19 protein-coding genes are annotated in these 23,349 nt (G+C 46.4%); 14 read left to right on the forward strand and 5 right to left on the reverse strand.

The features are described 5' to 3' along the window. Positions 1-2: 2 nt before the first annotated feature. Positions 3-326, forward strand: coding sequence for a hypothetical protein (locus BREVNS_RS07880; RefSeq protein WP_483426470.1), 324 nt, complete (start codon positions 3-5; stop codon positions 324-326). 3 nt (positions 327-329) lie between these two features. On the opposite strand, the gene BREVNS_RS07885 is transcribed toward BREVNS_RS07880, so the two are convergent. From BREVNS_RS07885 to BREVNS_RS07895, 3 genes are all read right to left on the reverse strand, one after another. Then, positions 330-1,565, reverse strand: coding sequence for a hypothetical protein (locus BREVNS_RS07885; protein WP_483426471.1), 1,236 nt, complete (start codon positions 1,563-1,565; stop codon positions 330-332). A 3-nt stretch (positions 1,566-1,568) separates the two neighbouring features. Beyond that, complete coding sequence (locus BREVNS_RS07890) at positions 1,569-3,842, reverse strand: alpha-L-rhamnosidase-related protein (RefSeq protein WP_483426472.1); 2,274 nt, start codon at positions 3,840-3,842, stop codon at positions 1,569-1,571. Between the two features lie 331 nt (positions 3,843-4,173). Beyond that, positions 4,174-5,385 (reverse strand): IS110 family RNA-guided transposase, encoded by a 1,212-nt coding sequence (locus BREVNS_RS07895; protein ID WP_483426473.1) that lies wholly within the window; start codon positions 5,383-5,385, stop codon positions 4,174-4,176. Here BREVNS_RS07895 and BREVNS_RS07900 point away from each other — a divergent pair, their 5' ends adjacent. Genes BREVNS_RS07900 through BREVNS_RS07925 form a run of 6 tightly spaced genes read left to right on the forward strand, consistent with a single transcriptional unit; the run spans position 5,386 to position 10,992 of the window. Beyond that, positions 5,386-5,586 carry a hypothetical protein gene (locus tag BREVNS_RS07900; protein ID WP_483426474.1) on the forward strand — a complete coding sequence of 67 codons (201 nt, stop codon included), beginning with the start codon at positions 5,386-5,388 and terminating at the stop codon, positions 5,584-5,586. A 10-nt stretch (positions 5,587-5,596) separates the two neighbouring features. Continuing rightward, positions 5,597-6,022 (forward strand): hypothetical protein, encoded by a 426-nt coding sequence (locus BREVNS_RS07905; protein ID WP_483426475.1) that lies wholly within the window; start codon positions 5,597-5,599, stop codon positions 6,020-6,022. Beyond that, positions 6,022-8,637, forward strand: a complete 2,616-nt coding sequence (locus BREVNS_RS07910) for an amylo-alpha-1,6-glucosidase (protein ID WP_483426476.1) — start codon at positions 6,022-6,024, stop codon at positions 8,635-8,637. The genes BREVNS_RS07905 and BREVNS_RS07910 overlap by 1 nt, the downstream gene beginning before the upstream one ends. Further along, positions 8,627-9,136 carry a DciA family protein gene (locus tag BREVNS_RS07915; RefSeq protein WP_483426477.1) on the forward strand — a complete coding sequence of 170 codons (510 nt, stop codon included), beginning with the start codon at positions 8,627-8,629 and terminating at the stop codon, positions 9,134-9,136. The genes BREVNS_RS07910 and BREVNS_RS07915 overlap by 11 nt, the downstream gene beginning before the upstream one ends. Positions 9,137-9,139: 3 nt before the next feature. Then, entirely contained in the window at positions 9,140-10,132 is a 993-nt protein-coding gene (gene galE, locus BREVNS_RS07920) for a UDP-glucose 4-epimerase GalE (protein ID WP_483426478.1), read from the forward strand. Next, on the forward strand, positions 10,129-10,992 hold the full coding sequence (locus tag BREVNS_RS07925; protein WP_483426479.1) for a DUF4432 family protein: 864 nt from the start codon (positions 10,129-10,131) through the stop codon (positions 10,990-10,992). The genes galE and BREVNS_RS07925 overlap by 4 nt, the downstream gene beginning before the upstream one ends. A gap of 145 nt (positions 10,993-11,137) precedes the next feature. On the opposite strand, the gene BREVNS_RS07930 is transcribed toward BREVNS_RS07925, so the two are convergent. After that, positions 11,138-12,337 carry a transposase family protein gene (locus tag BREVNS_RS07930; protein WP_483426097.1) on the reverse strand — a complete coding sequence of 400 codons (1,200 nt, stop codon included), beginning with the start codon at positions 12,335-12,337 and terminating at the stop codon, positions 11,138-11,140. 216 nt (positions 12,338-12,553) lie between these two features. Between BREVNS_RS07930 and BREVNS_RS07935 the strand changes: the two genes are divergently transcribed. The 5 genes from BREVNS_RS07935 (at position 12,554) to BREVNS_RS07955 (ending at position 19,305) form a co-directional block, all read left to right on the forward strand. Beyond that, on the forward strand, positions 12,554-15,022 hold the full coding sequence (locus BREVNS_RS07935) for a glycogen/starch/alpha-glucan phosphorylase (protein WP_483426480.1): 2,469 nt from the start codon (positions 12,554-12,556) through the stop codon (positions 15,020-15,022). Positions 15,023-15,137: 115 nt separating this feature from the next. Beyond that, the gene (locus tag BREVNS_RS07940) at positions 15,138-16,394 is read left to right on the forward strand and encodes an amidohydrolase family protein (protein WP_483426481.1); all 1,257 of its coding nucleotides are present in this window, start codon (positions 15,138-15,140) and stop codon (positions 16,392-16,394) included. After that, on the forward strand, positions 16,385-17,425 hold the full coding sequence (locus BREVNS_RS07945) for a cyclic nucleotide-binding domain-containing protein (protein WP_483426482.1): 1,041 nt from the start codon (positions 16,385-16,387) through the stop codon (positions 17,423-17,425). Before BREVNS_RS07940 ends, BREVNS_RS07945 begins: the two co-directional genes overlap by 10 nt. 3 nt (positions 17,426-17,428) lie before the next feature. Beyond that, positions 17,429-18,082 (forward strand): Crp/Fnr family transcriptional regulator, encoded by a 654-nt coding sequence (locus tag BREVNS_RS07950; protein WP_483426483.1) that lies wholly within the window; start codon positions 17,429-17,431, stop codon positions 18,080-18,082. After that, positions 18,082-19,305 (forward strand): beta-propeller fold lactonase family protein, encoded by a 1,224-nt coding sequence (locus tag BREVNS_RS07955; RefSeq protein ID WP_483426484.1) that lies wholly within the window; start codon positions 18,082-18,084, stop codon positions 19,303-19,305. Before BREVNS_RS07950 ends, BREVNS_RS07955 begins: the two co-directional genes overlap by 1 nt. A 32-nt stretch (positions 19,306-19,337) precedes the next feature. Here the strand turns inward: BREVNS_RS07955 and BREVNS_RS07960 are convergent, their stop codons facing one another. Continuing rightward, positions 19,338-20,819, reverse strand: a complete 1,482-nt coding sequence (locus BREVNS_RS07960) for a hypothetical protein (protein WP_483426485.1) — start codon at positions 20,817-20,819, stop codon at positions 19,338-19,340. 1,174 nt (positions 20,820-21,993) lie between these two features. On the opposite strand from BREVNS_RS07960, the gene BREVNS_RS07965 reads away from it, so the two are divergent. Both BREVNS_RS07965 and BREVNS_RS07970 read left to right on the forward strand, forming a co-directional pair. Further along, positions 21,994-22,635, forward strand: coding sequence for a MotA/TolQ/ExbB proton channel family protein (locus BREVNS_RS07965; protein ID WP_483426486.1), 642 nt, complete (start codon positions 21,994-21,996; stop codon positions 22,633-22,635). Positions 22,636-22,668: 33 nt separating this feature from the next. Then, complete coding sequence (locus tag BREVNS_RS07970; RefSeq protein ID WP_483426487.1) at positions 22,669-23,346, forward strand: glycerol-3-phosphate acyltransferase; 678 nt, start codon at positions 22,669-22,671, stop codon at positions 23,344-23,346. The last annotated feature ends 3 nt before the right edge of the window (positions 23,347-23,349 follow it).

Raw genomic sequence — 23,349 nt, forward strand, 5'->3', positions numbered from 1 at the left:
GTATGGGTGTCCTACCTATTGATTTTCAGGTACTGTTCTCCAAGTGGGGTGAACATTCTGAAACCGTGGCCAGACAACAACAGGTTGCTCAGTCCGGTCAACTTCAGGCAAGGGAACAGGCCCATCAGAAGAGTTTGGATGCCCCTCATACGGTTTCTCAGTTAGATGCGTATGCTCAGGATTTTACCAAGATAGATCCAGAAGGGTCTTCTTCTCAGTCATACGAGCAGGGAGAGAAGAGAGAGAAAAAAGAAGAGGCTTCCGTCGTTTCTCATGAGGCTCCTTTAGAAGAGGGGAAGGGGCAGATTATCGATATTGTGGATTGAGGTTCATTCAAACGAAGAGGGCAGATTATCAAGGATGGTGGCAAGGGTGTTCTTTTTTGTCTTTGCCTTTCCTAAAAAATAAAGGGTGTAATGTGGTGTCTTGAGGGAGATGCCATCATATTCGGAAATGAGTTTCTCATAAAAGAGTTCTGCTTTTTCATTACTCAGAGAGGTACGCCAGCAGAGAGAACCGAAGTGTTTGTAGATGGTGTGTATCACGGTGGAACCTATCCCTATCCCCTCATAATCCTGGCGGGTAAAGAGTTTGCACATGTAGGGGGTATTCTCGAGAGAATACACAATAGCCCCTCCCTTTCGGAGGCTATCCAAGTAAACTAAGGGATGATAGGGACGAATAGTGGAAAAGTAGTCTTTTTTGAGTTTTTTGTTGAGGGGGGAAAAGGCCTCACTAATGGTTTGAAAGAGCCATGATTCATCAATGGCCGAGAGAGGATACACGGTAATCTGGGGAGGAAGAGCAAGGTAGGTTCCACTTCCATTACCGAGTAGTTCCTCTAAAAGACCAGTGGAAGCCCCGTGTTTGTGATACTTTGGTCGGGTGATCTGGACACTATGCCCGGGTCCTAATCTTGAGAGAAGATCAAAAGCAGAGGTAACGCGTCTTGCCATAGCCGGGGGAATCTCACGGGAAAGGATTTTTTTCTGCCATTCTTGTTGGGAAAGGATTTCTGTGACAAAGCGTCCACTTTTGGTTCGGATGGGGGTATGACCCACCAAGATAAGTTTTTTTGCGTGGAGAGTATATACCAGTTCCCGGGCTAAAAGAAGCCCCGGAATAGGCACGATATCCCCCTGAGGTGAGATGCCCCCTGCACACAGGACGGGTATTTTTCCTTCGAGGATAGCCTCGATAACAGGAGCGGTGAATATGGTGTCCACTTTCCACTGGTTTTTTTTGAGGGAAGGCTCAAGGTGAACCAGTTCTGGAGGGCAGGAGGTAAAGGGTATATTGGCTTTCGTCAGAGCAAGGATAAGCCTTTTTTGATAGAAATCTATGAAGTCTTTTCGTGCCTCTACTACAATGGGGAGAATAATACCAGCCTCTTTGACTAAATAACGGATCTCTTCGACAAAACTCTGTAGCAGAGTAGAAGAATAACAGAGTTTAGCACTGACCTTGATCACCCCTACCTCATGAGGTGGGAGAGTTTTCAGCAGGGAGACCCAGTAGTTGGTGGTTTTGAGGTCTAAGGTGCCAAGAATCTTTTCAATCCCCATTGGTTATTCCCAGAGGATAAGTTCAAGGGTGTCTAAGGCCGCCTGGTTTATTTTGCCATTCATGTTATCATCAAGAGGATGCTTGACAAGAGAGAGGGTGTGTTTTCCTTTGGTGAGAGAAACCAAAAGATAGGAACTATACCCCCACTCAGTCCATGTTCCACGCTGGGGGAAGACCACGACACCAGCTTCTTTTTTGTCCACAAGGAGGGTGCGGATACCGCAGCGGTTATCGGTGTTGATGGGTCCATTGCCATTGGCATACCGGAAACGAATGAGGTAAACACCGTTTTTCGGGATAATAACCTCCATTGATGGGGTTATCTGTCCTTCATTATCGAGAAGAACATAGCCGTTTCCGGAGAAACCTTTGTATCGGTTGGTGGCGAGGCTCAGGAGGGGAGGTATATCCTCTATCTCATAACGAATGAGATTGGTATCAGGAATGAGCCAGAGGGGTTTCCCAATACAGGAGGAGAGAAGAGGATTCTGGTGATGAGCCATAACAGCCACTACTCCACTTCCTGCAGGAAGGGAAATATTGGTGTCTGTGGTGGTGATGGTTTTGTCTTTCCAGAGAATGGTGTATGAGGTGGCATTTTTCACAGGGGACCAAGTGATGGTGTTTTCGGAGAGTTTCACTTTGGGTTCGGAGATGGAGATATCCTCTGTAGAAACAAGTCGAATGGTTTTCGGGGTGGAGGTACGAGTAAGGGTGATCTCCACCGTGTAAGATTGAGCCTTGTCTCCTCTCAGAACAGTAGAAGGTGAGACGTCCTGCCCATTGACACGCATTGTCTGGATGGTATCTCCATTTCCCTTTACCGTGATGGTAAGCCGACTCTGACGGAAGGAAAGGTTTTTGAGGGTGAGGGGACCTTTGACAAACTCTGGAACCATGGGGTGAAAAGAGATACCTTCGTCAGTAATGGTGATACCAAAGAGGACCTTGTAAACAATGGCAAGGTAACCGGCAACAGACCAGAGCTGGCGATCAGAATTCACTGCCATTTTGTCGGTATGGCCACGATCGTAGGAGAAGTTTTCCTTGTGAGTGCCAAAAAAGGCAGCAGCCCGTGTCATGGCCTTGATACCAAAGTCAACAGCCTCAAGGTGGTTGGCTTCTTTGGCGGCAAGGACATAGTAGGCGTTCACGAAGGGCCAGATGCCCTTGTTGTGATAGTAACCGGCATGAGGTTGCTGAGGCCAGAGAGAGGGTACACCAAAAGGAACCACAGGGATAGAAGAAACGATTTTTGTGGTTTCTTCTGGAGTAAGGATGCCTGTGAGAGCCGCCAGTGAAAGTCCCAGATTGTCTGTTTTGAGAGCGGGTACGGTTTTTCCTGGCAGAGGATAGAGATAACTTGCATAGGTGCCAAGATCTTTATTATAAAAGTTGGTAAGAATAGCCTTCTTGAGTTCGGTAGCCCATGTTTCCCATTGTTTTACATCGGAAGAAAGTCCAAGTTGTTTTGCCATCCATGCTAACGTGGTGAGATGAGCGTAATGAAGAACACAAGTGGAAAAAGACGAGGAAAGATAGATATCGACAGGACTCATCCATGAGGCATAACTCTGTTCTCTCCAGTCCATGAAAGAAGATTCTCCATAGTAAAGTCCTGTGGTGGGGTTATAAGCAGCATGGCGATCGGCAAGGGCGGTATTTTTCATCACCTCGTAGGCCCGGGAAAGAAAGGCTTTATCCCCCTGCCAGAGAAGGTATTCCCTTGCCGCTAAACTCCATACCACACGATCAGACGATATGGGCCAGGAACCTCCTGTACCCGTATCCTGGATGATCCATTTTCGGTTGGTGTCCACCTTGGTGAAGAGACTATTGAGAGAGATCTCTGGTAAAATAGCCGCTAATGCAAGATGAATACTATAGGAAATATCCCGTGTCCAGACTCCGTTCCATTTCTCTCCTGCCATGAAGGTTTTGTCAGGTCGGATATTGAGAAGAGCCTCCTCAAGAGCCATGTTGTAAAGAGCGACAAGAAGAGGACTTTCTGGAGCCTCAAAAGAGGGAAGAAAGTCTATGTTTTGAGAAAGTTTCCAGGTCGTATTGGAACTCAGATAGGAGATCTGAATCTCTGTGGGGCTTTTGGCTATCGCGTACTTGTTGCCTTGATGGACTTCTTTAGAGGTTACGGTATAGGGTTCATTGGGGGGATACATGACTGTCTCCTTCTGAACGGTTTTGGTTGTCCTGGGTGAAGAACAGCCAACGAGAAAAACAAAAAGACAGAAAAAAAGAGATTGGATAAGGGTTTTCATAAAAAACTCCTTTTTGGGTTTTCTTATATTATAAGGTGGAGAGGAAAAAATGCAAGGGATGGGAACCTTGCACGAGTATTTTCTTTCCCTATCTGGGTCAGGGGTTACGCCCCTCTTCCCCGTTTTTCTATTTCCAAGGGCTTGTTTGTCTTTTTTATTCAAAAAAAAGGCCATTTGTTACTGCAAAGAATATTTTCATACCATATTTTGTTTTTCACTCCTTTTTTGAGACCTTTTGCACATTCGTGCAAAGGTCTCGATTTTGAGAAAATACTCCAAAACACTTGATTATTTTCTTTCTCCTATGTACAATAAAACAAGGAGTCAACTATTATAAATTCACCTCCTGAGGGAAGGAGGTAAGGCGAAAGGGGTCGAAGGTAGTTTGATGAGAGAGCATGGCGTAGAGGAGGCGAAGGAGTTTGTGAGCCACGCAGAGATTGGCCTTTTTAGCAACACGGGATTGAGCAAATTTGAGGTTAAAATACTCACCGAAAGCGGGGACAAAACGTCTGACAGAGCGAGCGAGGAGAAAAAGGATACGTCTGAGGTGACGGTTCCCTCGTCGAGAGATATGGCCTGTGGTCGAGGACTGTCCGGATTGATAAATAGCGGGGTCAAGACCTGCGTAAGCGATGAGTTTTTTGTAGTTCTCAAAACGGCTGATAGAGCCTATTTCGGCGAGGAAGGTAGCGGCACCGACAAGACCTATACCAGGGACGGAGGTAAGGATCTGTATTTCAGTGGGAAAAGCCTGAAGGGCGAGGGACTGGATGTGAGCGTCAAGTTTCTCGAGGTGCTCCTGGAGGAAAAAGAGCTGGCTTATAATGTTCTGGAGAACGGTTTCCTCGGCGAAGTTGGGAGAAGCGATGGAGGAAGAGGCGAGTTCTTTGATTTTAGTGATGGAGAGGCGGGATTTTCTGCCCCGTTTGTTTGGTGGGAAGAAGGCCTCGAGGGAACTTTCAGAGGCCTTCTGGATGGCGTTAGCGCTGGGGAAAGCCAGGAGGAGAGAAAGGAGGCTTTTGGGGTAACCTGTGGTGTACTTGAGGATTTCCGGAAAACAGTCGAAAATGGCGTCCTCGAGGAGGTTTTTTACCATAGCGATGAGGGTAACGACTTTTTCACGGTAACGGGTGAGGCTACGGAGTTCTGGACATGGATGCCGGAAGGGTTTTTCGAGGGAATGATACTGGGAGAGGAGAAAAAGAGCGATGTGATGAGCATCGATGGAGTCAGTTTTGGTTTTTCGAAGGGAGAGTCTGGAGAATGTTCGTGTCTGAAGTGGGTTAAGCACGAAAGTGCGGAAACTCTGAGAGGTCAGGAACCTGAAAAGATGGTGGTGATAACCGCCGGTGGATTCAAGACCGACGACCAGACTCTCCTTTGGGTAAACCGAGAGAAGGGCAAGGAGTTTGTCGAAGCCCTCTCTCTCCATGGGGAGGGCAGACGAGTGAAGGACCTGCCGCTGGTGGTCAAGGACACAGACGAAGAAATCCTTTTTGGCGACGTCGATACCGACGAAAAGGGTTGGGGTGTGAAGCATATGGCTTCCTCCTTATGGGATTTTGTGGTTTCTGGCAGGTCCTCCCACTCAAAACTCCATTATGACAAGGGCTTCTTGGCCCAATCAACTTATGATGAGTACGGGAGGCAGGAGACAGACTCCTCTAAGGGCTCTTCTGGCCCAGGAAATATTCGTCTTCCTGCCAGATGGGTGGTTTATTATAAAGGGAATTTTATGTAGGAGGAAAGTTATGAAACGCAGGCTTGAGACAAAGCTGTACTACCATCTTCTTTTGAATGTTTTTAATCTCTGGGAAAGATATGCCGAAGAACAAATTCGTATTTATGAAACACGGTGTGCAGAGGATCAGGTTCACGTCAATCTTCACAAAGAAAATCTTGCCATTCTCAAAAATATCCTTGATATGATTCATATTACCAAAAAGTTTCTTCTCTCCATTGAGGGAATGGCTACAGAAGGGGCTTTTATGACGGTCGATGAGATGAAGGAGACCCTTCTCTTTGAAATCAAGAAGCTCTTTGATGACTATGCCCTTCCTGATATGATGTATCCCTTAGCCAAGAAAAAAATTGAGCAGATACATGCGTTTTATCACCAGTTTGTGGATGAGATTACTATTTTGCCATCAGAATTTTTTAAGGAAGGAGGGAGATAATGAAAATTCCTTTTTTTTTCTTTTTGGTATTGTTGGGAGCTGGGCAGATGATGGCGTTTCCATCGATGGATGAGTACTATCAGAAAACAAAGATTGTGGTACCGGCAGGAGAGAGAGCCCAGTTTGTGTATGGAGATAATGTGGCTGGCTACTATGAGAATGCCACGCATAGTTACCGCCAGGGACAGGGCTATCTCTTCAAGAATAGAAATCTCTTTGGAGACTTGACGGCTCTTCGTGGGGAGAAAATTCTCAACAAAACGAAAGAAGCCTCTTCTTCTGAGATTTTGATATATGGTATCCGAACACTCTATAAGGATGGGACCATTGAGGAGCTTGCTCTCTTCTCCCGTCAATTGGGGCTTGGGATTGAGGTGAGTCATCCAGAGGGGGATGTTTTGGGGACAATTCTTCTGTTGAATGAATCTTCTAACGTCCAGATTGTCCAGGAGAAGAATGTTCTTGTGGTTTTCAGGGCCGAGAAGGCGGGGGACATTCCTGCCTATATAGCCATCAGTGCTGATGTGCCCTATGGCTGGGAGCGTTTCTCCGCCGAGGAAAGCTGGCTTAAACAAAAGGCGTCCCTTCTTGCTCTGAAAGTGAATGCCTCGCAGAAAGTAAAAACCATGCATGTGTATGTGGCTTTTGGTTTTACCAAAGAGGAGGCGGTGCAAAAGGTATCCCGGTGGGTTAGCCAGAACTATTATGCAAAGAACAAAGAAGAGGTTTTTGCCCGGCATACCAAAAGCATGCTCTGGACTGATGATGAGCTTTTCAATCAGGCAGTAGCGTGGTCCATAGCAGGGAGTTATGTCTTTTTAGTGGAAGAATTTGGCAAGGGAATCTGGGCGGGTCTTCCCTGGTTTCGGGATAACTGGGGACGGGATACGTTTATCGCGCTTCCCGGGACGCTTCTTGTGAGCGGGCATTTTGATGAGGCCAAGGGGGTGATCACGAACTTCTCTACCTACCAGAATAGGGGTATCCCCTATCTTGAGGTGACCAATCCCGGGGAAAAGGCAAAAGAAATCAAAGGGCGTCTTGGGGAACTCTTTGGAAAAGAGGCTGTGGTCAAAAACGAAAAGGTGTCTCTCACGCTTGATAATCAATGGCTTGATAGACCTCTTGATGTGGAAAAGAATCTCACCCTTCTTCGCAGGGAATTCCCCGAAGCAAGGTTTTCGTATACGGTTATCACCAACAAGGAGTTTGGACGGGTTCCAAACAGGGTGGCGGCGGGGGGAAGTATCATCTACAATACCACCGATGGTACGCCATGGCTCATCCGGGAGGTGTATGAGTACCTTGCTTATACAAGAGATATGGATTTTGTTCAGGCTATTTATCCTACCATTGTGGTAGCCTTGAATGGGGCTATTCAAAACTATGTGGATGATCGGGGTTTTCTCACCCATGGGGATCAGGATACCTGGATGGATGCCTCTCGTGGACCGGGAAAAGAATGGTCTCCCCGGGGTAATCGGGCTGTGGAGATTCAGGCTCTGTGGGCGAATGCGCTGCAGGTAGGGATTCAATTAGCCAAGAGGGTCAATGACAAGGAACAGGCTACACGCTGGCAAGCGGTGTATGACAATCTTCGGACCAATTTTGTGAGGGTCTTCTGGAATGAGTATCACCAGTCGGTGGCGGATAGGGTACTTGCCGATGGAACACAGGATATGCGAGTGAGGCCAAATGCCCTCATGCTTCTTTCTATTCCTTTCTCGGATCCACTTCTTCCTCCTGAGAAGGAGGCCCTTGTGGTCAAGAAGACCATTTCAGAACTTCTTTTCCCCTACGGGATAGCTTCTCTCTCCCCTAAGGATGTGTTTTTTCATCCTTATCATGACAATCAGCCCAATTATCACAAGGATGCGGCTTATCACAATGGGACGGTATGGGGATGGAATGCAGGGTTTACCATTACCTCTCTGCTGAAACATGGCTATACTGAACTGGCCTATGCCCTGACAACCAATCTCTCCTATCAAATTGTGTTCATGGGGTGTCGGGGAAATATGAGTGAGCTTATCGATGCTATTCCCGGGCCTGATGGAAAGATCAAGCTCTCCGGAACCTATGCCCAGGCGTGGAGTATTTCAGAATTTGCACGGAATGCCTTTCAGGACTATCTCGGGGTGAAGCCAAGGCTTATTGAGGATGCCATTGTCTTTGAACCTCATATTCCTCAAACGTGGAATAGGTTTGAAAGTCGGGTAGCCCTTGGGAAAGGGACTCTTGAGATTGGTTTCAAACGGGAGACAAAGGGGATGGTGTATACCATCAAGGCTACAGGTCTTTCTTCTGTGATGCTTCGGTTTATTCACAATGAGAAGGGGAGAAGACTTCTTTATGAGATTCCTCTCAAGGGGGATGAGACTCTCTCTCTCATCGTGAGCGGGGAGAGGGTTATGGTTGGGGAAACGCTTCTCTCTCCTGTTGTTGAGCTTCAGCCTTCCATGCAAAAGGTGATAGGTGAACTTCGTTTTGCTGAGCCAAAGATCTATCCCCAGGTGAAAGCTCACAAAGAAAAGGATTATCTCAAAACTATTATTGACAAGAAGGAGTACCATAAGTATCTGCCAAAGACAAAAGGAGGTCTCTTTGGGTGGTAGGATTGCCTCTTTTGGCGATGTGATTAAACAGGCTCTCAATCGTTCTCTCCCCTATGGAAATGTGGTGATAGAGATACGAGAAGTGTGGGATGAGTGTGTTGGCGTGGTATCTGCCAAACATACGCTTCCGGTACGGTATGCCAATGAGGAACTCACCGTTCTTGTTGACGATAGCTACTGGATGTCTGAACTCAAACTTTATGAACAGGAGATCAAAGAGAGACTTGGGAGGATTGTTCCCTATCCTGTGCAGAGGATTATCTGGAAGTTGGTGAAGAGTTTGCCTTCTTCCCCGGCTATCAGGGACTCCATCGTTTCCCCTGCGCAGAATCCCTCTGCTGAGGTACCGGCGGATATTCGAGAGAAGATAGAGGCTTCGGTAAAGAGACTGGAGGATAGGGAGCTGCAGGAGGCGATGAAAAGTTTTTTTCTCAGGCTGTTTTCTATGCAGCAGATGGCCGAAAAAGAAGAAGAGAAAGAAAACGAAAGGTGGAGGTAAACCATGGCTATTTTAGTGTGCGGTGGGGCCGGGTATATTGGAAGCCACACTGTTTGGGAACTCCTTGATCATGGCGAGGATATTATTGTGGCGGACAACCTGGAAAAGGGGCACAAGGCGGCTCTGCAGGGAGGAAAACTGGTCAAAGGGGATCTCCGGGATGAGGAGTTTGTGAAAAAACTCTTTCGTCGATATGATATTGAGGGAGTGATCAACTTTGCGGCGTATATTGAGGTGGGGGAGTCTGTTCAGCTTCCGATGAAGTATTATCAGAATAATGTAGCCCTGAGTCTCAATATTCTCAGTGCGATGGTGGAAGCAAAGACTCCGTATTTAGTGTTTTCTTCGACGGCAGCCACCTATGGGGCTGTGGAAAAAAGTCCTATCACAGAGGATTTTCCGACGGTTCCTACCAATCCCTATGGAGAGACAAAACTCACGGTAGAAAAGGCCATCAAATGGACAGCCCAGGCCCATGGTTTGAAGTACGTGATCCTTCGCTATTTCAATGCCAGTGGGGCTCATCCCAGTGGGAAAATTGGGGAGGATCACCATCCAGAAACCCATCTCATCCCGCTTGTGCTTCAGGCGGCTTTCGGAAAGCGTCCTTCTATTAAGATATTTGGAAATGATTATCCTACCCCTGATGGGACGTGTATCAGGGATTATATCCATGTCTGTGATCTGGCCCAGGCACACTATCTTGCCCTTCAATGTCTCCGAAGTGGGAAGGAGAGCGGTACCTACAACCTCGGGAATGGCATGGGCTTTTCAGTAAAAGAGGTAATAGAAACAGCTGAGAAAGTCACAGGTCTCAAGATTCCTCAGGAAATGGCACCCCGCCGTCCTGGAGATCCACCGGCTTTAGTAGCCTCTTCAGAAAGGGCAAAGGCAGAATTGGGATGGAAGCCAAAGTATGCTGATCTTGCGACGATTATTGAAACAGCCTGGAACTGGCACAAAAATCATCCAGATGGGTATGGTGATAGGAAATGACTTCTCTTGTTGTAGAGAATGAAATCATTCGCCTTGCTGCCCTCCCGGAGGTGGGTGGCAAGGTGATTTCTTTTTTTGTGAAACCTGTCCAGAAAGAACTCCTTTTTCAACCGAAAGGTCCCTACAGGCAACCGAGGGTAGGGGATGATTTTGTCCTCTATGATACGTCGGGGTGGGATGAGATGCTTCCGACTATAGATCCCTGTCTCTGGGAGGGAAAGAGGCTTCCAGACCATGGGGAGGTGTGGGCCACATCCTGGGAGATGAAGGTAGAGGGGAATACTCTGTATGGTAGGGTGAAATGTGAGACGATTCCCCTTCTTTTTGAACGAGAGATCAAACTGGAAGCTTCTCGATGTCTTGTATCCTACACCCTTACCAACCTTTCAGAGAAGGAAGAGCCATATCTCTGGGCCTGGCATGCTCTCTGGGATATGAAGGGGCTTTCTCTTGAGATTCCAGGGATTACAAAGGTGGTACCTGTGCATGAAAATACCTTTGTGGGGCCTTTTGAAAAGCCGGTGGCCTGGCCATTGGTGGGAGGACATGACCTTCGTTATCCGGACTCATGGCTTGGAGAGAAGAGTACTAAGGTGTATCTCTCTCCAGAGGAAAGGATTTCATCGGCTACCCTTGTATGGCCGGAGGTTTCCCTTCGGGTTTCATGGGAGAGTGAGAAAATCCCTTATTTTGGGATATGGTACAATCATGGGGGGTTCAAAGGAGAATACAATGTCGCCATTGAACCGGCGACAGGATACTATGATCGCTTGGATAGGGCTTTCAGGCGAGGGATGGTCTCTCTTGTGCCTTCACATGGGGTGGCGAGATGGCACCTGGAGATTGAGGTGAACGTGTGAGAGAAGGGGGTATCTCACTCTTTTTTAGGTAGCTATAATTGTTCGTGAGAAAGGCGAAGATAGCAGATAGTAGGCAAGATGTCGTTCCACACATTAACAGAAGGGGTATTTCCACATAGAAACTGAATACCTCATAAGTGTACCTCTACCTGGTGGAATTTTCAACTTTTTCTTTCCATGGATAACGGGCTATCTCCTCACCTTTGTAAAACAGTTTCACCCATTTCCCTGGGAATTCTCTTACTTCGATGTTGACGCCAGGCAATACCCGAAAAGCATTCTCTTTTGGAACCCGATATTTATGGCCGTTATACGAAACCTCATAAGTTTTATCCAGCCTGCGAAAAGCTCGAAACGCAAAAGCCTTTTCAAACTGTTCAGGGGTGGCTGTAAAGGGCTTAAAAAGGTCTTTCTGAGGCTTTCTACGAGCCTCTGAGAATACTTCTTCGGGAGTTCGTCCATCAAGGGCTCGAGAAGGCGTCTTATTGTGCTCTATGACATATTCTCTCAAAATCCAGTTCAGTTGTTCCAGGGTTTCAATGCGTTGCTTTTTCAAGGTTTTCTTGAGGTAAAAAGTGAGTTGTTTCTGGAATGTCTGGATTTTACGCTCAATTTTCCCCTTGCCCTGGGGTTGATAAGGTCTGGAATTAACGACACAAATATCCAGTTCCTCAAACGCAGTGGCTATGAGGCCATTATTCTTTTTAGAGTACTTTGGGTCATTGTCATAGTACACCTTGTAGGGTAAACCATACTCAGAGAAAACCTCCTGCCAAACTGGCATATGGTTTTCTATTGTGTCCTGGGATAAAAACTTAGCAGCAAGAACATAACGAGAATGGTCGTCCATAATCAAAAGGAGCGGAAAAGCGGGTTTCTTTTCAAGCCATGGGTGAATGGAAACGTCTGCCTGCACAATCTCGCCTATGGCTTCTGCCTGCCACCTTTTGCGGTAGTGATGCCTTGCTCGCTCAGGATAATGGACAAAGAATTTTTTTAGCACTCTCCGAATAGTTTCATCTGAAACCTTAGGAAAATCCTTGTAAAGCTCATATAAGGTGCTGGAAAGAATCCTTACCGAAGGGTACTCTTTCTGTTTATTCTCTTTTTCAATGGCCAGTTCTTCGTATGTTTCAAGAATAAGGGCTATATGCTTTTGCTCAAGCTTTGACTTTCTGGATGTTCTTTGCCGAACAAGATTTTCTCCTCGACAGAATCTTTGATACAAAACGGTAACCCAGGATCGGCTTATATCAAGTTTTCTTGCCACCCAACCTAAAGAAATTTCCCTTTTCTGAACTTGAACAAAGAATCCTTGTAATCTCTTTACCTTCGATTTAACCATATACTTCTTCCTCCTCTTCATAGTTCCTCCTTATTATCCCTTCGTTGCCCCTTCTTTGTCAAATGTGAAAATAGGTATTCAGTTTCATATGTGGAACGACAAGCAGATAGTAGGCAAGAAACTTCTCTCTCTTCTTTTATTTGCAATTTCTCTTTTCTTCCCTTAAAATATTCGCACCTTATTTTACCCAAAATCCAAAAAGAAAAGGAGTGTGGTATGCCGAAAAAGACAGCCGCTCAGGGTATTGACCGCAAGTTAGTGGAACAGATCAAAGAAAGTTTTTTACGACATCGGCACTATTCGCTTGCTAAGGATGAATATACAGCGACGGACTATGACAACTTTCTTAGCTTGGCGTACACTGTGCGGGATATGCTTTTTGATCGCTGGATCAAAACTCAGCAAACCTATTACAACAAGGATGTGAAAAGGGTGTATTATCTTTCGCTTGAGTTTCTCATGGGAAGAACGTTGGGAAATGCCTTAGTAAACCTTGGCATTGAGAAAGAAGCCGAGGTGGCCATGAAGGAACTCGGGCTGGATATAGCCGAACTTCGTGAAGAGGAAAAGGACGCTGGACTTGGAAATGGTGGTCTCGGACGCTTGGCAGCGTGTTTCTTGGATTCCATGGCGACGCTCGGGATGGCTGGATATGGGTATGGCATCCGTTATGATTATGGTATCTTCAACCAGAAATTTGTGAATGGCTACCAGGTTGAGGAACCAGATGATTGGTTGAAGCTTGGTTATCCCTGGGAGATTGAACGCTGTGAGTTTCAGCTCCGTGTTCGTTTCTATGGGAATGTGCGCGTGGTGAAGGACGAAAAGGGGAACGAAAAGTATCTCTGGGAAAACACCCAGGATGTCCTTGCTATTCCCTTTGATGTTCCTGTGCCCGGGTACAAGAACGATGTGGTGAACACCCTTCGTCTCTGGACATCTCGTGCTACGAACGAGTTTGACTTCCATGATTTCAACGCCGGAAATTATATTGATGCCGTGGAGGAGAAGAACCTTTCCGAGAATATCTCCAAGGTGCTCTATCCCAATGACAATAGTGTAGCGGGCAAGATTCTTCGTCTCAAGCAGCAGTATCTTTTTGTGGCGGCTTCTCTCTGGGATATTATCCGTCGCTACAAGAAGCACCACAAGGATTTCAAGGATTTCCCCAAAAAGGTGGCTATCCAGCTCAATGATACACATCCGGCTATTGCTGTGGCTGAGCTTATGAGACTGCTTGTGGATGAAGAGAATCTTCCCTGGGATGAGGCGTGGAGCATCACCCAGCAGGTGTTTGGCTACACCAACCATACCCTGATGCCAGAAGCCCTCGAAAAGTGGCCTGTGGCCATGATGGAAGAACTTCTTCCCCGTCACATGCAGATTATCTACAAGATCAACGCAGATTTTCTTGCTGAGGTCAGCCGACGTTTCCCTGGAGATGTGGACAGACTTCGCCGTATGTCCTTGATTGATGAGAGTGGTGAGCGCTATGTACGAATGGCATGGCTTGCGACGGTAGGAAGCCACTCTATTAACGGGGTGGCGGCTCTCCACACAGAGCTTCTCAAAAAGGAACTTTTCCATGACTTTTATGAGATGTTCCCTGAGCGTTTCAATAACAAGACCAATGGTATTACCCCACGACGATGGCTTCTCAAGTCGAATCCCGCTCTCTCAGCCCTGATTACCGAAAAGATTGGGGATGAATGGACGGTGGACCTTTTCAAGCTTCGTGGTCTTGAGAAGTATGCTGATGACAAAGCCTTCCAGAAGGAGTGGCAGGCTATCAAGCTTGAGAACAAGAAGCGCTTGGCTAAAATTATTGCCGAGGAATGCGGGGTTGAGGTCAATGTCAACTCCATGTTCGATGTTCAGGTCAAACGTCTCCATGAGTACAAGCGACAGCTTCTGAATGCGCTTCATATTGTTCACCTGTACAACGAGATCAAAGAAAATCCTTCCATGGATTTTGTACCCAGAACGTTTATCTTTGGAGCCAAGGCAGCCCCCGGCTATTTTATGGCCAAGCTTATCATCAAGTTTATCAATAACGTGGCCAAGGTGGTGAATAGCGATCCCGTGGTGGGAAGCAAGATGAAAGTGGTCTTCTTGCCCAATTACAGGGTTTCTCTTGCGGAGAAGATCTTCCCTGCGGCTGATCTTTCCGAACAGATTTCAACAGCGGGTACCGAAGCCAGCGGAACAGGAAATATGAAGTTTGCCCTGAATGGAGCTCTCACCATTGGAACCCTTGATGGGGCCAATGTGGAGATTGCCGAAGAAGTGGGTATGGAGAACATCTTTATCTTTGGTCTCAAGGTAGAAGAGGTAGAGGCTCTCAAGAAACAGGGATACCACCCATACCATTACTATGAAACGAATCCCAATATCCGCAGGGTCATTGATTTAATTGCCAGCGGGTATTTCTCTCAGGGTGAAGATCCCAATCTCTTCAAACCACTTGTGGACAATCTTCTCTACAGTGATCCGTATCTGTGTCTTGCTGATTTCCAGTTGTATGCTGATTGCCAGAAGAAGGTCTCTGAGGCTTATCTTGATCAAGTGAGCTGGACGAGAAAGTCTATTCTCAATGTGGCGCGTATTGGGAAATTCTCCAGTGATCGTACGATTATGGAATACAACAAGGATATCTGGAAAGCCGAAGACCATATTCTCAAGTAGAAGAAAAGGGCTACCATCTGGTAGCCCTTTTCTGTTACACTTCTTTTTTCCACCTTTCAAGTTCTTCTTTCCTTTTTCCGACAATAAATTAAAGAAGAAAGGTAATGGGGTAAGGATGAGATATGCTATAGAAGGGGGAACGGTTGTTACCCCGGATTTTATTCTGCAGGATATAGCGATCGTTGTCGATGGTGAAACAGGTACCATCCTCCACATGGGGAAGGATATTCCTTCTGTGGATATGGTGGTTCAACTTGAGAAGACGGACATCCTTTTTCCCGGGCTTATCAATGCCCATGATCATCTCTTGGGGACATATTATCCCAGGGTAGGGAAGGGCCCCTATCTCAACTGGTATCCATGGGATAACGATCTCAAGAGTCATCCCCTGTATGAAGAGAGGAGTCGACTTTCCAATCAGGATCTTTATTGGCTTGGGGCATACAAAAACTTGATTTCTGGTGTGGTAACTGTATCGGATCATATGCCCCATGTGGTGAATGAACCGCTTATCCATGATCTTCCGGTTTTTGTTCTTTCAAACTATACCCTTGAACATGAGTGTTCAAGCTATGATCTTCGGTGGGGGAGAGGGATAACCATCGAACACAACGAGGCAAGAGAACGAAATATTCCTTTTATTACCCATTTAGAAGAGGGTTTTGATGAGGAAGCTACCCTTGGGGTAGATATTCTCATGGAAATGGGAGCCCTGGATGAGTACACGGTTCTCATCCATGGGATAGCCCTGAGTGAGAAGGATGTCGCAACTCTTGCGACTCAAAAGGCCAATCTTGTGTGGTGTCCTTCTTCGAACTATTATATGTTTCAGACGACCGCTCCTATCAAGGCCCTACTTGAAGCCGGGGTCAATGTCGCTTTGGGGACAGATTCCCCTATGTCAGGGGGACTGCATATTCTTGATGAGATGCAATTCGCGTCAAGTCTTTATGAGAAACTCTATCAGGAAAAGCTTGATCCGGCCATTCTTGTTCGGATGGTAACGGTGAATGCGGCCAGAGCACTCAGACTCTTTGATGAGGGACAGATAGCGGAGAAGAAAAAGGCGAACTTTACGGTAGTACGGGGTGGGCATTCCCACAATCCTTATGAAAGCCTTGTAAAAGCAGATCTTTCTGATATCCGGTTGGTGATACGGGAGGGTGTGCCACTGTATGGAAGTACGCATTTCTTGTCCTTTTTCTCTCATTTTCCCAATCATTATCAGCAACTTTTTATCGCCGGTGGAGAAAAAATACTGATTGGTAAACCAATACACTTCTATAGGGAACTTTGCAAAAAGTTAGGCTTTGCCAAACAACTTCCTTTCTTTCCTTTGACTCTTCCGGAGGGGACAGCTGTATGCCCATAGAGAAGCGTTTTCGTGCCGGATCGGTGATCTATTTTGACCATGAGATTGGGGATACCCTCTATATTCTCAAAGCCGGGCAGGTGGAGCTCACCTTCACGGAACCAGAAACGGGGGAAAAGCTTCACAAGCCTGTACAGATAGGGGAATTTTTTGGGTTGAAGTCAGCGATCATCGGTCATACCCGGGGAGAAGTAGCGGAGGCGATTACTGATGCAGTGACGATTGAGTTCAAGGCGAGTGAGTTTGAGACCTATGTAGCCACCAATGTGGAACTGATGAAAAAACTTCTCAGGGTATTTTCCGGTCAGCTTCGTAATCTTGGAATCAAGGTCAATAACTATTTAGGCAATAATGTGATCTATGCTCCAAATATTGGTCTTTTCAAAATAGGGGAGTATTATCTCAATCAAAAGAAGTATCCCCAGGCTATTCAGGTTTATCAGCGTTATCTCAAGCATTATGGGAATACCAACTTGGCCAAAGAGGCAGAATACCGGATTCAGATATGCCAGGATGCTCTCAAGACAGGCTTTTTGAAGAGTTATCAACCCCTTGAGAAGATCATGGAAACCACCACCGTGGACAGTGTGACGGTGACCGTGCAGGATACTAGTCAAAATCTTGCCAATGCCCACTCCGTTCTTGGCACCAAGGAAGCGATGGATGCCTTCTACAAGGCCAAGGCGTTTTGTGATGGTGGAGACTATGCCAATGCTGAGAAAATGGCACGGACCTTTTTAGAAAAGGATTTAACCAATGTGGATCCGGCGATGGTTCTCAAGGGAAAACTCTTGTTGGTTTCTGCTCTTTTCAAGCAGAAAAAGTTCAATGAGTGTGCACAAACAGCCAATGAGTTTCTCAAGGAAGTCAAAGATCCCCCCACGGTGAAACAGATACTTTTTGTCCTTGCGGATATTTACCAGGCCCTTGGACAGCCGGCCAATGAAAAAGCGATTTTGCAGAAGATCGTCATGCTTCCCCCGATTGATGACTTTTCCCGTCAGGCCAAGAAACGGATGGAGGGTTTGTAAGGTATGGATGCCCTGGAAAAATTCGAACGAAGTTATAATGGCGGTGATATCATTTTCTGTGAGTATGAACCGGGGGATGAGTTTTATATCATCAAAGAGGGCAAGGTGAGGCTCACCAAGATCCAGGACAATCGTGAGAAAACGCTTGATATTATTGAACCCCCCGCTATTTTTGGGGAGATGGCTATCATTGACAATGCTCCTCGCAATGCTACCGCCATCGCTGAGACGCCGGTGAGGCTTGTGGTTCTTCAGAAACAGAATTTCTATGAACTTCTGGTGAGTAATCCCAAATGGGCCCTTTCTCTCATCAAGATTTTTAGTAAACGTATCTTTGATGCCACGAGAAAACTGGAGATCCTTTCTCTCAAGGATGATGAAGCCAAGGTTCTGGATACGCTTCTTATGCTCTGTGAACTCAAAGGGATTGTCCCAGCGACCTATGATAAGCCGGATCCGATTGTGTTAGAGGGTGTGACGGTAGAAAGTGTGGCGTACTGGTGCGGGATTGATGTGAAGGAGTGCGAGAAGTATATCATGCGTTATCACAACATGGGAAGAATCGAGAGGCGTGGCGATCAGATCGTCGTCAAAAATCTTCCTGATATCTATCGCCTTGTCAAAAACAAGCGTAAACTTCAAGAAAAGGAAGACTGATGGTTGTTTTCCTATTGTTGGGATTGTGCCTTGTGGGAGTAGAAAGCGCGTGGGGTATTCCCCTTTCTGTGGAAACGGTTCCTTCGGGAAGTAGTGTGTATCTTTCCGGAACAAGGGTTGGAGTGACCCCTTTTCGGACAAATGTGCTTCCCGGGACATATACCCTTGTCCTTCAAAAGTCAGGGTACAAGTCATGGGCGACAGAGGTGACGGTTCCTGCGCAGGTGTGGGTACGGCTTTTGCCAACCAATTCGCATTTTCGGTTTGTGAAAGCCTTCAAGACGGGGAGACAGCCAAAGGATATCCTTTTTTCACCGGATGATAGGTATTTGTATATTTCTCTTCTTGATGCCCCGAAAATACAGGTTTATGATAGGTACACAAGTGAGATAAGGGATATTTTCATTCCTGAAGAAAGACGTCCCTATCGGGGAATTGTTGAGGGGGTGTTTACCCCTGATGGACGTGAGTACTGGTTTACACAGATGCATACCGATGGCAGGATTTTTGTCCTGGATACCCGTACCTTTGTCATAAAAACCAATTTTGCTTCTCATGGTAACTGGACAAAGGTGGGGGAATTTACCCCTGATGGGCAGTACTACTATGTGAGTCATTGGCTGAGTCATGATGTGACCTACTTTTCTGTGAGTAATTATGCCTATCTTGGGCGGGTGAAAACACGGGGAAAATCACCACGGGGGGTGGGATTTTCGGAGGATGGGAGGTATCTCTATGTGGTTTTCTACGAGTCTGGACATATAGCCAAGTATGATAGAGAGAATAACCACAGGGAGGTGGTTTTTCTTTTCAATGGGGGTGGATCAAACGGGCGTTTTCGCCCGGATTATCAGAGGCGGATAGCTTTTATCAACAATCTTCGGAAAAATCATTTTGTGGTGTATGATCTTGAGGAGGATGCTATTGTCAAAAGAGTTTCCACCTGGATTCATCCCAATAATCTGAAGCTTTCTCCACAACGACGCTATATCTATATCAGCACCCGGGGTCCGGATAATCCCAGGGGGTATCTGCTGCGAAGCCCAAGGAATGGGCGGATTCAGGTCTTTGATAGCTATGAGAATTACCGTTTGGTGGAAGAGTTTGAGGTGGGAAATCAGCCTATTGGTATAGCGATTACTTCTGATCATAGTCTTGTGGCGATCTGCAATTTTATGGATGACACGGTGGAGGTGTACACAAACGAATCGCTGCGGGAGTAGATGGTGTGGGAAAGGGTTTTTCGCTGGGGTGTTTAGAGAATGGTTTTCACAAAGAGGGAGATTCCCCTGATGGTGATTTCTCCTGCCGTGGGGTGACGACGTGGGGCCATCCAGAGGGAGGACCCTAGGGAAAAAATCCCGATTTCCAGTGATGGAGACAATTCAAAAAGAGGTCCTGTGGTGATGGCATTGAGAGTCTCAGAGACTTCCTGTAGAGTTTCCGGGGCTACAGGAGTTGGGCTTGTTGACGCCATGACAAACTTTCCCTTTTGCCAGCCAGCACTGAGTTCGACACAGAATCGAAAGGTTTGGTATTTTTTGTGGAAGGGATACCATCCCCAGGTGAGAAGGAAGGAGCCTAAAGACTGTTCCTGAGGTATGAAAGGAAAGGTGGGCGGGAAAGCCATAGTTTCTGGGGCAAGAATTATCCCGATGCGCTGGTTCATGGAGAAATGGTAGAGAAGAGAAAGACTGGCCCGAATAAAAGGAAAGGCTTGATATTGCCAGTATTCTGGGGCTGAGACGTGACCACTGAGTCCTATGGAAAGGTAGAGAGGGCGGGTTTGTTTTTTGTCCGTGGGCTGATAGACAAGAGAGGTTTTCTTGAGAACAAGGGTGTCTGTACTTACGACGAGATTTTTTGGGGTATAGGTGAGTTCACAGAGAAAGGTGCTCCCCAAAGGAAGGGTAATTTGTGTTTCCTTTTTTGTTGACAGGGTAATATTGGTGGAGATGGTGGGGCTATTTGTCGGACGAAGGGTGAGGGTATAACTCTTTTCCGCGGGAAGGAAGAGTTCTGTTTTCACAGGAGAAAAGGAAACCGTCGAGAGAAGAAAAATCGGAAACTCCCTCGACTCTCCTTGAGAAAGAGTGAGGTTTGTCTCCCAGAGGGTTTTCCCAAGCCACAGGTTCTGGAGGGAGGGCTTTTCTTTCACAGAAAGGGTGGTGAGCTTTCCTGAACTGAGGCGATATTGAGAGGAGAAGGAGGTGGTATTGGTGAGATCGAGGATTTTGGTTTTATTCAAGAAGAGCTGGAAAGGGGTGTCTCCCATCGGGGAAATGGTCAGGGTGAGAAAACCATATCGGGAAAGGTCTTCACCAAGGGCTTTTCCCGTGGAAAAAACAGCGACATCCACCGCATCAAAGATGCCATAGCGAATATCGGCGGTGGTATTTGTCTCAAGGATAAGATCATTTTTGTCGTTGTATAAACGGTAGGTATAAAGACACATCGGTCGGCTGAGAGGACCTGAGAGGGTATAGGTGGTTTCGAGACGATACAGAAGAAGCGTGTTGGTGTTGGTGAGTTTCTCAGTCGTGATAGCCCATTCAGAGAGAGCCGCCAGATTATTCTTGAGGATGTCATGGATGAAATAACCTGTGGCTTCTTCCTGGGGGTAATTGGTTGTGGTTTTTCCGGGTATTGGTGCGGGAAGGTAGAGAATTTTCTCTACAGAAAAAGAGAGGGAGAATATGCCTATAAAGACGAAAAGAGCGATTTGCTGTACCTTCATATCTATCCCCCGTTTGTGGATGTTTATATCTCTATTGTATGGGAAAAAGAAGAGAATGTCAAATAGAGAGACCTTTGCACGAATGTGCGAAGGTCTCTAAAAAGTAATAAAAGAAGTAGTATAAAAATATTTCTTTCAGTAATCAATAATTCTACTTTTTTGAATAAAAAAGACAAATAAGCCCTTGTAAACAGAAAAACGGGGAAGAGGGGCGTAGCCCCTGACCTAGAAAGGGCAAGAAAGCACCCGTACAAGGGTCTCATAGAAGAGATTTCTCCTGGAAAATTTGAAACATGGGAAGAGATAAAAACTGTCGTTCCCCATATAAAACTGAATACCTATTTTCACATTTCTTATAAACAGGGAAATAACACGAGAAAGCTCTGTTCCTTCAATCCCTTTTTTTCTGTACCCCACGGGGCCGCTTTTGCGGTCGTGTGCCCTTTGTTGTAAGGTGGAAGTCCTTCCGAAGTGAGGGTGCAGGAGGCACCCGAGGCGACATCGTATGTTGCTTTTTCCCGTAAGCCCACCGAAGCGTAGCCGCGGGGACCCCGCTTTGGCGGGGAATCGGCGGAGCAAGGTGGGCGCTATACTTCCGAAGTCAGGAGGACGAGTTGATGTCGCCCACGGAGGAAGGACTTCCCCTGGAAGGAGAGGATGTGTTTCTCCTTGCCCGCAAAAGCGGCGCACTATTCGTCCGAGGCGCATGCGTAGCATGCGACGAGGACAACGCCCCCTTTGCCCATACGGGAGTACTTTGTGAAAGAAGAAAAATGGGTGACAAAAATAGCCCAAAACTGAAAAAGAAAAGATGGTCGAACAAGTATTCAGTTTTTGTGTGAAGATAACCATTCTGAGACCTTTGCACGAATGTGCGAAGGTCTCTAAAAAGTAATAAAAGAAGTAGTATAAAAATATTTCTTTCAGTAATCAATAATTCTACTTTTTTGAATAAAAAAGACAAATAAGCCCTTGTAAACAGAAAAAACGGGGAAGAGGGGCGTAGCCCCTGACCTAGAAAGGGCAAGAAAGCACCCGTACAAGGGTCTCATTCTTATGAATGTGGAACGACAACAGAGATAAACTCCTTTTTTCTCAAAAAAAGATGAAATTTTTTTTCTTTGTCGTTATACTACAGTTTGAGAAATATTTCAGTGCAAAAAAGGAGGAGCCGATGGTGGTCCTTGAGTACTTCCAGCAGGGTGGACCGGTCATGTATTTTATTCTTCTTGTGTCGATTATCGGGCTTGCGGTTTTTATTGAGCGGGTGCTTTTCTTCAGGCAGGTGAGACAGAATGCTAAGATTATTCAGGAAAAAATGCGAGAGAAACTCAAAGGTCATCGGATTGATGAGGCTATTGCGGTTTGTGAGAATTATCCCGGGTTGGCGGCCAATATCATTCGGGCAGGGCTTACCCAGTATAACAAAAGCCGGGAAGAGATAGAAAAGGCCATGGAAGATGCCGCTGTATATGAGATTCCCAAGCTTCATCGCAATATTCCTGTGCTGGCTACCGTCACGAGTGTGGCCACTCTGTTGGGGCTTTTGGGAACGGTGTTAGGTATGATTATCTCCAGTACGGTTCTTTCCACGCAGGGGATGAATAACCCTTCCAAACTGATTGGAGGGATTGCCCAGGCTCTGATTACCACAGCGTATGGGCTTATTGTGGCTATTCCGGCACAGGTGGCTTATAACTATATTGTGGCTCAGGTGGAGAATATCATTTCCGATATTGAGATCTCAACCACAGAATTGATCCAGCTTCTGAAGAGTGCCAAGGGTGATACGTCGTCTTCTCTACCAAAGTGGTAATCTCTTGAAACGAAAACAAAAGGAGACAAAGCGATGTCGTATATTGTCTATGGGGTATATCTTCTTCTCACCTATTTAGTGGGAGCTATTCCTTTTGGGCTGGTGTATGGACTTCTCAGGGGAGTGGATATTCGTACGGTAGGATCAAAAAACATAGGAGCCACCAATGTAAGCCGGGTTTTTGGTTTCTGGGGTGGGTTTGTTCCTGTGTTTCTTCTTGACTTTTTGAAAGGGGGACTTCCGGTTTTGCTTTATCCGATGCTGGAGAAAGTCCTTTTTGGGGGCAGTGGTTATATTTTTGAAAAGGATCTTATGCTCATTGTGATAGGGGTGATGGCGATTCTCGGGCATCTGTATCCGGTGTATCTTGGCTTCAAGGGGGGAAAGGGGGTAGCCACCTCGGCAGGGGTATTTGTCTTTTTGGCTCCTGTGGAGCTTCTTGTGGCTTTAGGGGTCTTTTTGGTGGTATTATTTACTTTTCGCGCTACTCTTGTGCTCACCAATGGAGAGGAAAGAAAGCTTGGGTTTTTCAAAAACCTTCAGAAGGGCGTGGGGCTTTCTTCGGTTTTAGCGGCTGTTGCCCTTCCTGTAAGTGTGTGGCTAATTGAGCCGGGGAGGTTGTCATTGAAAATTATCACAGTGATTATTGCCCTTCTTGTTATTGTGAAGCACAGGAAGAATATAGCGCAACTGTTTGGGGTAAAGGAATAGGAG

The organism is Longinema margulisiae (assembly GCF_025266855.1).
GTDB lineage: Bacteria > Spirochaetota > Brevinematia > Brevinematales > Thermospiraceae > Thermospira.